This is a genomic window from Desulfosarcina widdelii (genome assembly GCF_009688965.1).
In the GTDB taxonomy this organism is placed as follows: domain Bacteria; phylum Desulfobacterota; class Desulfobacteria; order Desulfobacterales; family Desulfosarcinaceae; genus Desulfosarcina; species Desulfosarcina widdelii.
The window spans coordinates 3,063,781-3,081,687 of record NZ_AP021875.1; the positions used below are offsets into that span (position 1 = coordinate 3,063,781).

The following is a 17,907-nucleotide window of genomic DNA, read 5'->3' on the forward strand; positions in this document are numbered from 1 at the left end:
GCTCGGGGCTCCACCCTCTACGCAATTGACTTTCACCAGGGGGGTTGTTAATACCTTAAGCCATGGAATCAGGCGAAGTTGTAGAATATATTGACAATAATAAAATTATCTGCTCGGTGGTCATGGAGAGCGGGAACCAGAAGCTAAAGCTGTTCACCGAAAACGACCGGGAAGTCAAAGTCTCCGCCCAGAGGCTCTCCCATCGGGGAAAAACGAAACTGCCCCTCATCACGGACAGGCATCGGATGGCAACATCGCTCAAAAACCTGTCCGCCGCCCGGCAGGCCATTGCCGAAACGATCCAGATCCACGAATTATGGGAAATTCTCAATCAGGAAGAGGACTGGATCGACCTGGAAATCATGACCGGCCTGTGTTTCCCGGATTCCTCGGACGACGATCATCAATCTGCGGTGATCCGTGCCATGTTTAAAAGCCGGCGCTATTTCAAATTCAAGCCGGATCGTTTTTTACCCCACACAGAAGACCAGGTCGCAGAAATCATTGCTCTTGAGCAGAAAGCGGCGCGTGAGCAGCGGCTCATCGATGTGGGTGCCGCCTGGGTCCGATCCACCCTGTCGGGATCGGTTGTCGAGCCCGGCGTCGATCATCGTGAACTGACGGAAATCCTCAAGGATTTCTACCTTTTCGAAAAAGACAGCCCCCGTTGCGAAATCGCCAGAGCACTCGTTAAAAAGGTCCAGTTGAAATCCCCCGAGGCGGTTTTCGACCATCTGGTGGCGGTTGGTGCCTGGTCTGCGGACGAAAATCTGGATCTTTTGCGCTACCGCATCCCTACCGATTTTTCGCAGCCGGTTATTGAAAAAGCCCAATCCCTGCGGATACCGACGGAAGAAGATTTGAAAGCCAGTGGACGGGTGGACCTCACCCACCTTGCCACCTTGACCATCGACGGACAGTCCACCCTGGATTTCGACGATGCCTTGAGCGTCGAACCCCGCGACGGCCATGTCCTGGTCGGTATCCACATCTCCGATGTCGCCCAGTCTGTCAAAAAGGGGCATCCGCTGGATGCAGAGGCTCGCGCTCGCGGCAGTTCCATCTATATGCCCGACCAGCGCATCTCCATGATGCCTCCGGTACTGGCGGAAAACCGCCTGAGTTTGAAAAAAGATTGCATCCGGCCGGCCATCAGCACCATGGTCAAAATCGACCCGCGCGGAGAAATCGTCAGCTACGATATCTTTGCCTCCATCATCCGTGTCAAGCATCAGCTCAGCTATTATGAAGCCAACGGCAACGCGGAACAGGCGGAAACGATCAACTGCCTTTACGACATCGCCACCCGCTTCAGGGAAAAGCGCCTGGGACAAGGAGCCCTTCAGATCACCCTTCCTGAAATCAATATCTGGCTGGACGACACCGGCGCCCCCGTGATCAATCGGGTAAACCGCGAGAGTCCGGGCCGCCTGCTGATTGCCGAAATGATGATCCTTTCCAACTGGCTGGCAGCCCGATTCCTGACGGAAAAGAAGATCCCCGCCGTTTTCAGGTCCCAGCCCAAACCCAAGGACCGTATTCTGAAAAACGGCCCCGGCACCCTGTTTCAGAACTGGATGCAGCGCAAATTGCTCAATCGCTTCGCTTTGCGTCCCGAACCGGATCGCCACTGCGGCTTGGGACTCGACGCCTACGTGACGGCCTCGTCGCCGATCCGAAAATACTTCGACTTGGTGACCCAGCGCCAGATCCGGGCGGCCCTGGGTCTCGAAAAAGCCTATACCCGAACGGAAATCGAGGAGATAATCGACCGGTTGTCCAGACCCATGGCCGACATTGGACGGGTCCAGTATCGCAGAAACCGTTACTGGCTGCTCAAATATCTGGAGGGCCGTGTCGGTGAGAAGGAGGAGGCCATTGTTTTACAACGAAGGCGAAACGGTTACGCCATCCTCCTCAAAGCTTACATGATCGAATGTACCCTGCCCCAATCCAGCGGTATCGATCTGAAAGCCGAAAATCTGATACGGGTCACCATCCAGCATGTCAACGCCCGCCGCAACATCCTCTCCGTATTCCTCGGATAGTGCGCATGCCAGCGTATTGACTTTTGTTTTCCCGTACTTACTTTTACTCATTTGAGTTTCTTATATTCGCACGGTTGGTTCTTGCAGACCGGCGCAAATAGACACTTTAAAGGAAAATTGGTCGTTTTCGCTTGACCCCGGATTGAATATTCATTATAGAGTCGTTTTCAAAATAAATTATATTCAGGAAGCAATTGTATTATGGGTATCCAGGAACGAAAAGAGAGAGAAAAAGAAAGACGGCGGCAGCAGATTATCGTTGCGGCAAAGCGGGTTTTTTCGGAAAAAGGTTTTAACAAAGCAACCATGGAGGATATCGCCAAGGAAGCGGAACTCAGCCCGGGGACGCTCTACCTTTACTTCAAGAACAAGGAAGAGCTTTACGCATCGCTGTCTTTGCGAATCCTTCAATACCTTCACATCCGGGTTACCCATGTCAACAAGGAAACGAGTCTGACACCGGACAAGAAACTCAGCGCGCTCATGGAAGCCATGTACGATGTCTATGAGTTCGATCCATTGATCATCATCAACATGTTCCACCTGCAATCCAGCGAAACGCTGAAAAATCTTTCCGAATCTTTACTCGACGAGATCAAGGACTTGTCGAAAAAATCCATCGGAGCGATTGCCAAAATCTTTGAAGAAGGCATTGAACAAGGCATTTACGAAGATCGTCATCCGGTGGCCCTGGCTGATATTTTCTGGGCCATGTTTTCAGGCGTGGTGCTGTGGGAGGCCAGTAAAAAAATCATCAGTTCTGACAAGGATTATCTCAAATCCACTCTGGCCGCAGCTTTTGAGCTGTTCGAACGGGGAATCCGGAAGGCAGGCTGAACCGAAGAACAGGCATCTTTTTCTCATTCCCGTTCCTGTCAAACAATTAAAACGAACTTCCATGCAAGCCGGCAGTTGCTGCCGGCTTGTCTGTTTTCAACGGCACCGACGAAACAAGCGAGCACACCATGACCGGTACACTGGTAAACGCGGCCGCGATCATTGCAGGCGGCCTGATCGGGCTTTGCCTTCAAAAAGGAATTCAAGAGCGCTTCAAAGCCACCATCATGCAGGCCATCAGCCTGACGGTCATTCTCATCGGAATCCGATCCGCCCTGAACGCATCCGACCTTCTGGAAGTGATCGTTTGCATGGCGCTGGGCAGTCTGATCGGCGAAGCCATGGGCATCGAAGACCGGATCGAAGCGATGGGAAGGCTGGTTGAAAAACGATATAGCCGCTCTTCCAATGGCGGCTTTGCCAGAGGACTGGTGACGGCCAGCCTGGTTTTCTGCGTGGGATCCATGGCGATTGTCGGATCGCTGGAAAGCGGGCTTACCGGCAGCCATGAAACCCTCTTCGCCAAGTCCCTGCTGGACGGCATCACGTCGGTGGTTTTTGCCTCAACCTTTGGCAGCGGCGTAATTTTTTCCGCCGTTCCCGTAATGATCTACCAGGGGGCGATCACTTTGGGCGCGTCCATGCTCAAGCCTTTTCTCACCGGCGATGTGATCGCCCAGATGTCTGGGGTGGGAGGATTGCTGATTGCCGCCATCGGCATCAACATGCTGGAAGTGGCCCGCATCAAAATCGGCAACATGCTCCCAGCCATTTTTCTTCCACTGGTTTATTTCATGGTAGTCCAGCTATTTTAACGGTGGGGATTACCGTCACGCGAGGAGTCCATCGGCACATCTTGTTTACCCAAAAGAAAAACCCGCTCCAGGACGGGTTTTTCGATTTCGGATAAATTGTGTCGGCCGCTTATTATTGAGATCTACGCTGCGGCTACTCTTTGGGATGACAGCCGATACAGCCGGTGGGTCCGGTAACCGGAAGCTTGCCATCGATCCCGGCGAGGGTCTTGGCCATCTGCTGGATTTCCTGTTTCATGGTCTTGTGGCAGCCGATGCACTGGCCGTGGTAGGCATTTTTGTAATACCGGAAGGCCTGATCCTTGTCGATGGCCTTGGAACCTTCCTTTCTGGGCAGTGCATCCAGATCGTGACAGCCGGAAGTCATGCAGCCGGTGACGGGTTCGGAACCGTCCCAGGTGTGGTGGCAGTTGTTACAGGCCAGCACGAAATGCCGGCTGTGCTGAAACTCGACGGCAGCGCGCTTGGCCTCCACCGTATCCGGCGGTTCAAGCGTGATAATCCCCATGGGAACGCACATCTCTTCATCTTCGGCAAAAGCCACCCCCAACGAGGTGCAGGCAATAATACCGATGAGCAAAACCACCCCCCCAAACGATAAGCTACGCATATGTTTCCCCCTCCTCAATGCTTAATCTTGATGGTTCCCATAAAATTCCGGTAGATATAAACCCAAACAGATTTTTTTTCAATGAATAATTGGCCGCCGGCTTCGCAGAAGGTCCCCGCCTTGCGCCGCTTAGTCGCTTGACGCTCGCAACCGCTTCCCGCCATGCGGATTGGCTTATTGACGAACGGCTCTCACGGCTCCGCAGCTATCTTCACTTTTCTGGCTCCTGGTAAAAACAGTCTCCGGTACTGAGGTTACCACGTCCACGACCCGGTGATATCCCCTGGCGAAAGACTCCGACGACCAATACCACGCCGCTCCGGTAGCTGGGAAAAAGGGGCTGTTTTTGTACAGCGCCGCCAGTTCTCCGGCAGAGGGAAGGCGCCAATCCGAATGGCCGCCGGTTTTCATCCCTTTGACGTAATCCTTTGCCGCGCTGTAGGAAAGGCATTTTCCGAGCACCAGGTGAGAATCCAGCAGGCACCACGTAAGACCGGTAACCCGGTCGCTCACCGTGCCGTCCCCATGGGCGACGAACCGGTTGGACACCGGGCGAAGCTGGTCGTTCACCTGCTTGTAAAGCTGTCGAATCCGCTGGGCCTCCTTATCGCGACGCGCCTGATCCGCCTTTTTCCGGGCCAGTTCCTGGCGCCTTTTATCTTCCGCCTGCTGGGCACGGATGGCCGCCTGGAGTTCCGGTTCCAGCTGTGTCCTCAACTTGTTGGCCGGTTTTATGTAAGGGTCTGACGAATGGTTTTCGATGTACCGTTCCAACCGTTTGATCCTCTTGAAGATGTCAGTGGACTTATTCGAGGCGTAGGCCGCTGTCTTTTTCCATTCTGCCAGGCCGGCAAGATCGCTGTTCAAGGGCTCAATGCGCTCGAGGATGGCTTCTTTCTGGCTGGTGTCGGGGTGCTTGGCAAGGTAGTCGGTATAGATCCGTTTGGCTTTTTCGAAATCGCCGGCAATGAGAGCGGCCCTGGCGGTCAGTTCCTCGACGTCTTTCTTGTCTTCGAGCAGCGACCGCAGCCGTTTGACCTTTTCCACGGCCGGCTCTTCGGAAAAAACGGAAAGAAACCGGTCACAATCGGCGATGCAGTCATCCCAGTTCTGCGCGGCATCACAGTTGTCGACACGCTTGGCGATGGCCGTGTAATACTCGTCGGCCAGTTCCCGTATCAGTTCTTCGACCCTCTCCCGCTCGGCTCCTTGGGGGAACTGCTCGAGATATTCGTTGTAGGCGGCCTGCCGCTCCAGATAGTCGGTGGCGGGATTTTCCAGCAATTTTCCGTAAAATGCGGTCGCCAGCAGTTGACGGATGCCGCCAATGGCCTCGTTAATGGAGTCGGCGTAGCGGCTTTGGGGATATTTGGTCAAAAAGGCTGTATATAGCGAAAGCGCCTTTTTCTCGTATTTCTCGTCGACGGGAAGCCGGTCGACATCCGACAGGGTCCTTTCGTAGTCCCGCTTCTCGATTTCGGCGTCGAGATTCTCCAGGCGCTTTTCCAGTTCCTTGCGATGGGCATCTTTGGGGTAGGCGCTCAGGTACTGCATCAATAGCACCACCTGGCCGTCCAGCTCTTTGGTGACGGCCAGCTCCTCCATCAATTGTTCATATCGGTGACCGACCTGTTTTTTATGAAACAGCCGGCCGCCAAAAGTAACCGTAAGGGCAAAGACGATGACCACTCCCAGAACGATCAGCAGCTTGGTCTGCCGTTTCATCTGACTTTGCTTGTGCGCCGAACGGTCTTCGACTTTTTCGAAGCCGGAGCTTGCCGTCGGTTCAACCGCGGGCGCCTCCACTGCCGGCTCGGGAACCGGTTCGGGGGCCGGCTCGGAGATCTCCTCTGATGGTTCCTCGGATGCCGGCACGTGGGGTGGCTTGGACGCTGGCCTGGAGGGTGGGATGATCATCGCCTCGAGTTCGGGCACGTATTCGATTTCGGATGCTTCGGGACTCGATTCCGGCGTCTTTTCCGGAATTTCTTCTCCAGGGGGAGGACCATCCGTTTCCGTTGGCGGCTCGGGCGCTGTTTCCATTACCAGATCGGGCTCGGCGGCTGATTCCGGCTCTGGTTCAATCTCCATCTCCGGTTCCGCTTCCATCTCCGGCTCTGGCTCCGGCTCCATGTCCATCTCGAGTTCAATTTCCGGTTCCGGTTCCGAAGGGGGCTCAGGGGGTTCGGATTCGGCGCCGGTTTCGTCCTTGATCTTCAGACTCTCCATCATTACATGCATGAGGGGGTCGTGAATTTCTCGCTTCCGGTCGGGCTCGGCTGCCTGGATCTGGATGGCGGCGTTATCCCAGCCGATAATTCGGTAAGCCGCCTCGTTGCCGGAATAGTCGCCATAAGTTGCCGCAATGAGGCTGCCGTCGGCGAGATAGAGATGGCCGGTGAGGCTGCCGCTGGTCACTTTGAGAGTATAGGTGGCGCCCTCCATCTCCGACATCTGGAGAAATGAGGGCAAACTGATGCCATGAATCTGACCGCCGACATCGGCAACGGTCTCGATCTTTTTCTTGCTTAAAAATTTATGGACCAGCGTTTCCAGGCTCCGGACATCTTCATCGGCCATGTTCGGAGAGCAGAAGCCCAGCAACACTTCGATCTTATCCGGATCACGTTGCCAGGGCCACAGGGCTCCGTAAAAGGTGCCGGTTTTCAATTCTTTGAGAAAGAGTGCCTGGTCCTTGCGGATCCCGCCCAGCAATTTAACGGTAGGAAGAAAACGAAGTTCGGCGGGAAGGGTATCGCCGGGGGATTTGGCCGCCGCGCCGAAGAACTCGGATAACTTTTCCATCAAATCGTCGATGGCATAGCCGGAAGCGGTGACTTGGTACAGGCTTCGCGGCTTCTGGTAAAACCGGTTCTCCATATCCGGCAGGTCATCGATGCCTTTTACCAGCGTCAGAAATCCGACCAGCACGGCTTCGTTTTTGGCGAGGTCGCGGACCGCTTCACTGTCGCCGGTCAAATATTCATCGATCAGCGTTTCACCCATGCGTTGTCTGGTCCCTTTACGTTAATGAAAGTAACCAATCGATAACCGGGCGCTTGAAAAAATGCCCGGCATTAAAACCCCGACTGCCGGTTCAATGGTGGGCAGAGCACCTGACCGCCCCTGCAGCTATTTTTTTCAATGATCTATAACAGATGGCAAGGAATCTTGTCAAAGGCAAGATCGCGGCGCAACCCGGCCAGCACCTGATCGCCATTGTATGTACTTCGCTCGACAACAAGCCCAAAAGTGCATTTGCCTTGAGGTTTGTCGTCAATGCCCTATACTGTGACGGTAAGAAGGTGCATCGACCTGACATGGGAGCATCACGCATGCAAGCCAATCACAACGATTCAAGGAAAAAGGAACAGGTGGTCGTTCTGGCCACGGGCGGCACCATTGCCGGGGCGGCTGAATCCGCGACCCGCGCGGACTACACCTCGGGACGGGTAACCGTCGATGCCATGATCGGCGGGGTGCCGCAAATCCAGGAAATCGCCCATGTGCGCGGAGAGCAACTGGCCAACGTGGGCTCCCAGGATATCACCTTCGCCATAATGATCGCCCTGGCCAACCGGATCAACGATCTGTTGGCCGACAAGGACGTCCACGGTGTGGCGGTGACCCACGGCACCGACACCATGGAGGAGACGGCCTACTTCCTCAACCTGACTGTGGCCAACCGAAAACCGGTGGTCATGACCGGAGCCATGCGCCCCGCCACGGCCATCAGCGCCGACGGGCCTTTGAACCTCTACAATGCCGTGGCCGTGGCCGCAGACCCGCAGGCCGCCGAATGCGGCGTTCTGGTGGTCATGAACGACCGCATCCATGGCGCCCATTCGTTGACCAAAACCAACACCACTTCGGTGGAAACCTTCATTTCTCCCATCAACGGTCTGATCGGAACGGTCAATTACGGCCGCAGCGAGTATTTCCGCCGGCCCTTTCGAAGGCACACCTTCAACAGCGAATTCAGTATCGAAGGCGTAAGCGAGCTGCCCCGTGTGGATATCGTTTACGCCTGCGCGGACATGCCTCCCGATCTCATCGACGCTTCCGTGGATCGCGGCGCCAGGGGGATCGTAATTGCCGGCGACGGAAACGGCAACATGAATGCGGCCACCCTCAAGCGGGCAGCCCGGGCCGCTGCCGGCGGGGTCCTGATTGTCCGCAGCTCCCGCGTACCCACCGGCAAAGTGGGCCGCAACGTGGAAATTGACGACGACCGGTTGGGATTCATCGCTTCGGATGAACTCAATCCTGCCAAGGCCAGAATTCTGCTGATGTTGGCGCTGACGAAAAAACGCAGTTTGCAGGAAATCCAGCGGCTGTTCTACGAGTATTAAACGATCGCCCCTTCTCTTCCGGCAATAAACGCCCGTACCACCTGCTCGGTGCACCGGGCGAGAAGATCGGGAGCCTGCTGCATGGCCTCTTCCAGTGGAAGGGGGCCGCGGCAGATGGAAAAGACGGCATCGATGCCGATGTCATGCAGGGTGTGAATCGCTTCCCCCACCGCACCGCAGATGGCGAAACAGGGGACACCGGACACTTTGGCCATGCGGGCCACGCCGGCCGGAGCCTTGTTGAAGCGGGTCTGGTCGTCGATCTGCCCCTCGGCCGTAAGCACCAGGTTCGCTCCGGCCAGACTGTTTTTCAGCCCCACCACCTCAAGGACCAGATCGATGCCCGGCTTCAATTCAGCCCCCAGAAAGGCGTGCAATCCCCCGCCCAGACCGCCGGCAGCCCCGGAACCGGCAAGCTTTTGAATATCGATCCCAATATCTCGCCGGATCACCCGGGCCAGATTGGCCAGGCCGGCGTCAAGCGCATCGACCTGGTCCGCGGAGGCGCCTTTCTGGGGGCCGAAAACCTGCGCGGCACCCTCGGGTCCGGTCAAGGGGTTGGTCACATCGTAGGCTGCCGCCACCTGGATACCGGCAAGCCGTGAATCGACACCGCTCTTGTCGATAGCGGCAACGGCGTTCAATTGCCCGCCGACCGGTCTGATCTCGGCACCGGATCCATCGAGAAAGCGGTATCCCAGGGCGGCGGCCATGCCGATACCGCCGTCGCAGGTGGCGCTGCCGCCGATTCCAACGATAATCTGCGTGGCATCTTGCTCCATGGCAGACAAAATCAGTTCACCGGTGCCGTAGGTCGTCGTCTCCATGGGATCCCGCTGTGATTCGGGCAGCAGCGCCAGGCCGGAGGCCCTGGCCATCTCCACCACGGCCAGACGTTTGCCGGGAACCAGGCAAAAAGGTGCCGGCACTTTCTCAAACCGCGGGCCGGTCACTAGCGTTTCGACGCGCTGCCCGCCCATACTCTGCAGCATCACCTCGGTGAGACCGTCTCCACCGTCGGCCACGGGCACACAGGAGACCCGGCAGCCGGGGTTGGCGGCCAGAATGCCTCTTCTCATCGCCTCTGCCGCTTCAACAGCGCTGAGGCTGCCCTTGAATGCATTGGGTGCGACGACGATATACATAGGTTTTCTCCCGGAATCCGGTTGAGAAATCATCGGAAAAAATCATACCGCAGGACAACAGGAATGGCCGTAATGGCATTCGCTTCAGGTGGCATTCATCCCGAAACCAAACGCAGCTGATCCAATAGCACCCCCACCACCCGGTCGGGCGTCACATCGTCGGTGCATACAGTGATGTCGGCATATTTCTCATATAGTGGGCTGCGCTCTGCATACAAACCATCAATGCTCTGGCCGGGCGTTCGCAGCACCCCGCGTTCGTCAAGGCTGCCCAGCCGCTCTTTCAGGGCCGCCAGTCCGATGCAAAGATAGATCACCGGTCCCAGAGACCTGAGGTAGGACATCGCTTTTTGGCTGTAAACGGCGCTGCCGCCGGTGGCCACCACCCCGCAATCGGGAGGTACGCGCAGCAGGTAGTTTTCCTCGACGGCGCGAAACCCCGCGACGCCGTGTTCGGCAATGATCTCCTGTAAAAGGCAGCCCTGGCCCGTCTGGATGAGAATATCCGTATCCACGAAGGAAACACCAAGCTGTTTGGCCAGCAATACACCGACCGTGCTTTTCCCCGCGGCCGGCATGCCGATGAGAATCGGATTCCGGATGGTGCTGCTCATTGCAGGACCTTGTAATTCCCCTCGTACCAGTTCTTCAGGTCGCTGAGATACCATCGGGAGAAACGCCGGTCCGATGGACCGCCGAGCAGGTTGGTGTGGATTTCATCGACGGCCATATCGGCGATCATGCGGTATCCGGGGCTGAAGGTGGTCAACCGGCCGGCATGTTTGAAAATCTGCCCCTGGGGGATCGTCGCCCGGCAGCCGGGAAGCACCACGGGACCGCGGTCGAACCCGAGGAATCGGGGCAACTGGCCTCCGAAAAGCAGATGGGACAGGACCACGGACCGGGTTTGGCCATAGCCTTTGGGCTTGACGTCCAGCCCCTCTTCGATTCCCTGCCGAAGCAGGTCTTCGCGACGCCGGCCATCGAACCAAGCGGAAGAAGGCTTTTCCAGGATGCGATCGAAGTTGGCGTAATAGTCGTTGAACAGGCTGGTTTCCGAAAAAATATGCCCGACCACGTCCCGACCGAATCCCTGGTCCCCGAACACCACGTCGATGACGGACCGGTAGACCGATTCGAAGAGCATGGCGCCCTTCGAGTCCGCCGGATAGCGCAAATCCCAGGACTTGAGAATGCAGCCGTTTTCCGTATCCGGCAGCAGCGGGGTTATGATTTTCATCAGCCGCTCGGCCTGCAGCGAATAAAGATCGTAGTGCATGTCCTTCATGAACGCCGCGTCGATTCCGCTATGGCTCTCCAGCAATTGAACCACCCGGTCGGCCCGGTAGCTCCCCATGCACAGGTTGATGGGATTGGAACGGCCCAGGTAGTTGAGATCCTGGTTGGCCGTGGCGATGATGCCTTCGGGCGGATTGAACACGCAGGGTAGATCGTCCGGGGCGTTGAATCCTGACGAATCGTATTTCTCCTCCCAGGCCGGCAGGGGCAGAAGACCGCTGATCCCTCGCGGCCGTTTGAAATGGCGGCCGCTCATCTGGTAGCCGATATTTCCCCGGGTATCGGCGAACACCCAGTTCATGGACACGGCCTCCACCCTGCGAAACAGGCCCATGGCCGTATCAACATCCGGAGCGTCGATCATCCGGATGATGGTATCGAAATCCCTGGCTCCGCAACCGCGGGAACCGGACCAGTTCAACGCCAGGTAGTGACCTTCCCGGTCGGGATCGCCCTCCAGCAGCCCATTTTCGTTTTCGTACACCCGGATCTTAAGATCGGGCCGGTTCTTGACTTTGATCGTCTCCTCGCGAACCGAAAAAGGCTTCCATCCGTCCCGGCGATAGTACTCGCCCTCCCGGCAGCGCTCGATGCGGTAATCGAGCATGTCCATGTACGAATAGGTGGCGCTCCAGGCCAAATGGCTGCTGCGGCCGATGATCAGGCCGGGAACCCCGGGAATGCTTACGCCCAGCAAGGTGTTGCCGGGCAGCCGCATGACGATCTCCTGCCATACATTGGGCAGGCGGTTGACTTCCAGGTGGGGGTCTCCACACAAAATGGGAAAGCCGGAGCGGGTAAGGCGCCCGGCCACGACCCAGTTGTTGGAGGCGTTAAAACGCGGCAGACGGTTGCGCCAGGCCACGGCCTCGGGCACCAGTGGCTGCGCCAGCCGCACCTGCTTCAGCAGTTCGATATCGATGTCATCGGTCAGGTAGGGAAACAGCTCCCGCAGCCGCGGTTCGTCGATCCCGTTCTGGACCGCCTGGACGATAAATTTCTCCATTTCGGCCTGGACGTCGGCCAGTCCAAGAAAGCCGAAAACCTTGCCCAGCCTAAGGCAGTCGGCAACGGCATAGGGCTCCGGCCGCCGGTAGCCCAGCAGCCTGAACTCGAACACCGGCCTGTTGGCCGCCATCCATTGGTTGAACCCTTCGACATAGGCCTCCATGGCGCAGCGCGTGTCCGGCGCCAGGGCGTCGATCTGCTCCTGGGCATCGGGAAGGAAATTCATCCTGCGCATATAGGTGTCGATTTCGATCAGGGCGTCATCGGCCTTGAGCAGCTCGGCGGCGCGGCCTTGGAGGAGAATTCTCGTCAACAGGGTCTGCAACTGGCGGTCGTTGGCATGCACCCAGCCCAGTCCACGCATCAGGTCCGGTACCGTTTGGGCAGATATTTCCGGGATTCCGTGGGCGTTTCGCGCAATGCGGATCGCTCCGTCGTTTCCGGTAAGATTGACGGTTTTTTTCTTCAGCTTCATCGGGTCATGCTGGGCCATAGGTGAGAATCAGGGTCGCCACCGCTGCGGCGTGAAAGAGCCAGGCCGGCAGGATGCTGTGGGACCGCTCCCGGATCATTCCGGCAAAAAGGCCGAAAATCGCAGCCATTGCTGCAAATTGGACCATGAAAACGAGGGTCCGCGTAGAGGCGGGATCGACGGGCATCATGATCATCTGAACGCTAACGGCAGCGGTATACAACAGAGAAGACCCGATGGTCGGGCCGGAAAAGAACCAGCGGCTTTCGCAATCCTGAATGGTTGCCAGCTGGGCCATCATGCCATGTATCAGGCTCCGGAACAGAAGTTCCATAGCGAGCGGAATCAAAACCAGGGCAATGGTCCAGGCCACCACCGGGTCGGCGGCAAACAGGGCTTTTCCGGGGACCGGCAAAAGGTCGGAAAGGCCGCAGGCGACGGCAAAAGGCAGCAGGCGCAGCCAGTCTTTTCCGGAGGGCAGAATGATACCGAACTGCCAGGGCCGGCGGATGGCCATGGTCCCGAGAATGACGACCGTTAACACCAGCAGCGCCAGATAATAGCCGAATAGCGGATGCAGGCTCCACGCGGCCATCCCTTCACGGTCCAGCCAGTGTGCCGGATGCCAGTTTTGAGCGGTGGCAATGGCGGCGACCAGAATCAGGGCGGCCAGGACCGCACTGGTCAGAAACCGTTTCACATGCCGGATGTCGCTGCGCTTGTCGATCACATCGCGGCAGGCGGAAACGATATCCGCTGGGGCAAGCCGTGTTCCGGTGCTTCTGGGCGACCCCCCGATATCGCCGCTACCGCCCCAGCGGTTGACGTTCAGGCGACCTTTGACCGCCGGATCCATAAAATTCAGCCGTTGATAGACATCCTCGAGGTTCACCGGCATGAACAGGTCCATCTGCCTGAGGGTGTAATCCTTTTCTCCCCGTCGCAGGGCCACCCAGCCCAGTCGGTTGCCGTACAGTTTGGCCAGATGGGGCTCCAGTTCGTAAATTCCCAGATCCGATTCCACCACCACGGCAATACGATTGTTGGTCAGTTCGATGCGGGCCAGTTCCTCGATCCCCTTGAAATCGTCCAGTTCGCCCTGCTTGATGAGAAACTGGTCCAATTTGCGCAGTACACCGAGGGTGTAGTCGAGAAAATCGGTTCCGGCCCACTTTCCGGCCTTTTTCAATTCCAGTTCTTCGGCCCGCAGACGATCGATGACCCGCATCAGTTTCTGGAGCAGATCTTCCGGAAAACCGCTGAGTTCGCGCATCTCGAGGCCCAGAGAATCGATGATCCCTTCCAGTCGTACCAGCGCAAACAGCGATCTTCGGTTGATGGCTTCGCGGTTGTTGATTCGTTTGTAATTGAGAATGATCCAGATGGATAAAATGGCGTCAAGATCGGGCTCGTTGGCGTATATTTTCCATTCCCGTTCCTGCAGATCCAAGCCCTTGACGCACATGATCAGGGCCTGCTCGCAGGTGGCCAGGGTAAAGGTACGCACGCAGCCTTCGTGGTGATCCAGATTGTAAACCTTTTTTTCGTGATCCAGAAACGGGGCGGCCTGGGCAACGCCGTCCAGGTAGATGGTTCCGGCCGGGGCTTTGCGTGCAGCCGAGGCTGTCACCGTCAGGCTGGATTTCACGACAACCTGAATATTGGGGGCTTCCAGGCAGGTCAGGACCCGATCCGTTCCGGTCCCCTTGATCGCGTAGCGGTCCGGGAAACCGTTTCCGGCGGCATCCGCTTTGGCGGGAGCGTTTTGCAGCACAAAAGGAGCTTGATCGGTATCTTCCATATCCGGCGACCGTTCCTGGGTTCTTTGGCAGCGACAAATCGAAACCAAATCGCTTTTCAGTGCCCATCCAGAAATTGGCAAATTTGGTCGAGATCAAGGCGCACGACCAATTTTAGCTCGGGTTTTATGCCATTGGGGTGCATAGAGTTGATATTCCGAGAATAAAATTGTTCGCGCAGCAAAGATATCGGCCAAGGGTAAGATTGGCTTGGCCATTTCTGGTTGTGCACTTTTTATCCATAACAATCGCCGCAGTTAGGGTCAACAGCCAAATGGCCGGTCAACGATGGCCACAATGCTGCGCAGACGACCCTTTTCTATTGATATTACAGCTTATTTTAGAATCGATGCTTCCATCGGGCATCGTCGGCCTACAACACCCGCCCATGCTCGTCAAACTCCAGCCCCAGGTCCGCTTTTTCTGCATCCGAAAGGAAATTGACGGACATGATCTCGACCGGATCCGGATCGTCATGGGTGGGCACCACCGTCATGCTCACCCAGGGCTGCTCTTCCATGCCATAAGTAATGACGCAGAACTGGGCGCAGGACGTCACGTCGTATCCGTCGGACTTGATCCACTTGGAGATGAACCGGGTGAACCCGCCGTACTCGCTCTCGAACCATTCAACGGCATCGGAGGCACTTACCGGGAGGGTGCAGACCACATAAAAGGCATTGCCCTTGATCAAAGGAGAACAATGCTGGCTTTTGTCCAGAAGGGTCCGATCCATACTCTCACGGGCTTGTACGGCAATGGCATTGGACATTTTCTCGGAAAAGAATGCGTAAACGAATTCGTCGTATTTCTTCCCCAACTTCCGGATCTGTTCCAGGTGCCGTTCCAGGCAGCGTTGCAGCATCTTTTCCAAATCGATTTCACCGAAGCGGGGCTCGGAAGACTCGTTCGCAGAGACGTCAAAGGGGGTGATCTCCAGCATCACCGTGTCGCCACTGACAATCTGGTCCAGGCGCACGAATTTGAAAACCAGATTGGCAAAACCGATCCGGTCTCCGCTTTTCAAACGCACCGGCCGGTTGGCCAACATCTGGTGGTCATTGAGCCGGGTGCCGTTGGTGCTGCGCTGGTCCTCCAGAAAAAAGGCCCCCTCGCGGTATTCAATGGAGGCGTGCAGATTGGAAACCGTAGGTGTGGCAAGGGGCAGGTCGTTCTCTTCGTCCCGCCCCACGGTCACCCGGGACTTGTCGAATCGGTGGACGCCGCCGATGTTGGTCAAATCCTGCAGTTCCCACTCCGGAGGCGGCAGGACCCGCATGCCGGACAAAGGCGCGGGACCGTTTTTGCGCCCCCCCAACCAGGATGGCAGGCTGAACAGCTTGAACACCAGCATCGCCACCAACCCCATCAGCACAAAAATGATCAGAATCAACGGCAGGTAAAATTTCCAGAAACTGCGGGAGCCGTTGGTTTCCTTGTCGGGATGGGAGGGCGGTTCGGCAGGCGGATTTTCTGTCGATAACGGCGACGCCTCCGCAGGTGCGGTCGTTTCTTCGGGCGTTGCGGGTTCGACCGGCAAATCGGGCGGTTCGGGCGGCAACAGGGTCTGAATCCGGTCCAGCACGTCGGCGATATCTTCGGGGCGGGTGGCCCGGTAATAGGCGCCGCCAGTGCGTGAAGCCAGGGCTTGAATCAGGGGAAAATCGGCATTTTCGGTAAAGGCGATTCCCAAAATACGAATCCCGGCGGTGTTGCATTCGGCCGTCAGGTCCGTTTTCAGCCACTGGGTCAGTTCCGCGTCCTTTTGGCGGTCTCCGGTATCCACGATGCCGTCGGTCAAAAAGATGATGCTTTTGCGGGCTTGTTTCCTGCCGTCGTTTTTGAGTTCGTAGGCGGCCCGCTCGATGCCGGCGGCACTGTCCGTGAATTTGCCCCGATAATCGACCTTTTTCAGACTGGAAGAGAGCTGCTGTCTGGCTTTCGGGTCGGAAAGCTGTGTCAGGGGTTGCAGCAAGCGGGCATGCCGATCGAAAAGGACCATACCCACCCGGGTGGCATCCGGCAGTCGATCCAGAAACGCACTGACGGTCTTGGGCGTCAGGAACTCAGGGTCGTTCTTGCGCATGCTGCCGGAGTTGTCGATGACCAGCACCGCGTCCACCAGCCTTTCGCCGGTTGCGGCCGCGCTTCGGCAGGGCTGCAGCGAACCCGTTGCCAGAAGGCCGGCCACCACGAAAAGGACACATAAACGGCGCCATAACTGAAAATCGTACCTGTCGAAACCGCGCATAATCGCCTTTCCCGGCTGCCAGCCTGATCGGGGCCGGGTGCCGGTTTTTATTTTCATGGAATTCAATGGGTATGGATCGATGGTCGCTTCCGAAGGGCAAGAGGCACCGCCGGCCCAAAAAGGCCGCATCCGGGAACTGGCCGCCGGATTCCCCTCTTTCAGATAGCCAAAGGCAACCGGAAAGTCAAATCCTCTTGAACCAACGCTTTTTCGTTTGATCTGCAGGTCGATTGCAGGTAAACATTGAGAACATTCGCCGCCACTGGAAATGCAACCATAACCGCTACGGACGGGCCATGATCCGCGTGATTCTCGCTTTTCATCTGGCATTGTTGGCATCCGGGACAGGCCTTGCCGCAGAGGGCGCCGTCTGCCCGGATATGGAGCGTCCGTTCGCAGCCCCTGCCAGCGAAGTGGTTGAAGTGATCGCCGAGTGGTTCGGCAACCGGGGATATACCATCCATAAGGAACATCCACGTCCCGGAGTTGTCCATCTAAAGGCCTGGAACGCCCGCGATAACTGGGAGATTACCGTCAGGCCCCGATCGGCCCTGGCCGCCGTAGCCACGGTGGTCCATGTCAACGCCGCCAACGGTGGATCGACCTGCCGGCAACTGAGGGAGTATGTCGACGGATACCTGCTGTCAGCGGCACCCGGTTTGCCGCCAGTTGCCGCCAATCGCACCCGGACGGTTCCCACGGCGGTCCTGGACCACATGGAGGCAGCGGTCTGTATTCGGGCGCGATCCGAGAAAAGCAGCATCCAATGCTCCGGGTTCATCGTCGATCCGGCGGGTCTGGTATTGTGTACAGCCCACGATCTGAATGGCCACCAACGGGTTACCCTGACGTTCAATGATGGAACCAGCGCACCTGGAGAAGTTACCCGATTGGACCTGCGCCGGGACCTGGCCCTGGTTGAATGCCTGGCCGGAGACTTCGGTTTCGTACCACTGTCCGGCGGAAGGAACCTTTTGGGGATGGGGGAAAGCGTTTTTTCCATCGGCTGTCCCAACAACCTGCGGGGTACGTTGACTTCCGGGACCGTCAACGGGCCGCCGCGGCGGGTAGCGGACCAACCGTACTGGCAGGTGAATATGGATATCTTTCCCGGAAGCAGCGGCAGCCCGGTGTTCGACGCCCGCGGCCGATTGGTGGCCGTCGTGAAAGGCCGCTACCGGGGCACGTCGACCGTCGGTTTTCTGATACCGCTGGAAACCGTCTACGCTTTTTTATTGAACTCCAGAAATTGATCGGCTCGTAAAAAAGGA

Annotated in this window: 12 protein-coding genes; 5 read left to right on the forward strand and 7 right to left on the reverse strand. The window is 57.2% G+C overall.

The window, feature by feature from the left end; genetic code table 11:
* Positions 1 to 122 precede the first annotated feature (122 nt).
* The 3 genes from GN111_RS14385 to GN111_RS14395 all read left to right on the forward strand — a co-directional run bounded on the left by GN111_RS14385 (position 123) and on the right by GN111_RS14395 (position 3,700).
* Positions 123 to 2,048, forward strand: a complete 1,926-nt coding sequence (locus GN111_RS14385; RefSeq protein WP_231715745.1) for a ribonuclease catalytic domain-containing protein — start codon at positions 123 to 125, stop codon at positions 2,046 to 2,048.
* 201 nt (positions 2,049 to 2,249) lie between these two features.
* Positions 2,250 to 2,885, forward strand: a complete 636-nt coding sequence (locus tag GN111_RS14390) for a TetR/AcrR family transcriptional regulator (protein WP_155304415.1) — start codon at positions 2,250 to 2,252, stop codon at positions 2,883 to 2,885.
* 128 nt (positions 2,886 to 3,013) lie between these two features.
* Entirely contained in the window at positions 3,014 to 3,700 is a 687-nt protein-coding gene (locus GN111_RS14395) for a DUF554 domain-containing protein (protein WP_155304416.1), read from the forward strand.
* Between the two features lie 133 nt (positions 3,701 to 3,833).
* Here GN111_RS14395 and GN111_RS14400 read toward each other — a convergent pair whose 3' ends face one another.
* Both GN111_RS14400 and GN111_RS14405 read right to left on the reverse strand, forming a co-directional pair.
* The gene (locus GN111_RS14400; protein ID WP_155304417.1) at positions 3,834 to 4,310 is read right to left on the reverse strand and encodes a cytochrome c3 family protein; all 477 of its coding nucleotides are present in this window, start codon (positions 4,308 to 4,310) and stop codon (positions 3,834 to 3,836) included.
* A gap of 174 nt (positions 4,311 to 4,484) precedes the next feature.
* On the reverse strand, positions 4,485 to 7,316 hold the full coding sequence (locus GN111_RS14405; protein ID WP_155304418.1) for an Lcl domain-containing protein: 2,832 nt from the start codon (positions 7,314 to 7,316) through the stop codon (positions 4,485 to 4,487).
* Positions 7,317 to 7,468: 152 nt separating this feature from the next.
* Here GN111_RS14405 and GN111_RS14410 point away from each other — a divergent pair, with 152 nt between their 5' ends.
* On the forward strand, positions 7,469 to 8,662 hold the full coding sequence (locus tag GN111_RS14410) for a type II asparaginase (RefSeq protein WP_231715746.1): 1,194 nt from the start codon (positions 7,469 to 7,471) through the stop codon (positions 8,660 to 8,662).
* Here GN111_RS14410 and GN111_RS14415 read toward each other — a convergent pair.
* From GN111_RS14415 to GN111_RS14435, 5 genes are all read right to left on the reverse strand, one after another.
* Positions 8,659 to 9,807: a glycerate kinase gene (locus GN111_RS14415; RefSeq protein WP_170302293.1), complete on the reverse strand. Its 1,149-nt coding sequence runs from the start codon at positions 9,805 to 9,807 to the stop codon at positions 8,659 to 8,661. The genes GN111_RS14410 and GN111_RS14415 overlap by 4 nt on opposite strands.
* Positions 9,808 to 9,902: 95 nt before the next feature.
* A complete protein-coding gene (locus GN111_RS14420; protein ID WP_176603292.1) occupies positions 9,903 to 10,421 on the reverse strand; it encodes a shikimate kinase in 519 nt (172 codons plus the stop codon).
* A complete protein-coding gene (locus GN111_RS14425; RefSeq protein WP_170302294.1) occupies positions 10,418 to 12,589 on the reverse strand; it encodes a penicillin acylase family protein in 2,172 nt (723 codons plus the stop codon). Before GN111_RS14425 ends, GN111_RS14420 begins: the two co-directional genes overlap by 4 nt.
* 4 nt (positions 12,590 to 12,593) lie before the next feature.
* Entirely contained in the window at positions 12,594 to 14,387 is a 1,794-nt protein-coding gene (locus GN111_RS14430; protein WP_155304421.1) for a CPBP family intramembrane glutamic endopeptidase, read from the reverse strand.
* A 371-nt stretch (positions 14,388 to 14,758) separates the two neighbouring features.
* The gene (locus tag GN111_RS14435; protein ID WP_170302295.1) at positions 14,759 to 16,693 is read right to left on the reverse strand and encodes an FHA domain-containing protein; all 1,935 of its coding nucleotides are present in this window, start codon (positions 16,691 to 16,693) and stop codon (positions 14,759 to 14,761) included.
* 173 nt (positions 16,694 to 16,866) lie between these two features.
* Here GN111_RS14435 and GN111_RS14440 point away from each other — a divergent pair, with 173 nt between their 5' ends.
* On the forward strand, positions 16,867 to 17,889 hold the full coding sequence (locus GN111_RS14440) for a S1C family serine protease (protein ID WP_170302296.1): 1,023 nt from the start codon (positions 16,867 to 16,869) through the stop codon (positions 17,887 to 17,889).
* Positions 17,890 to 17,907: the final 18 nt, after the last annotated feature.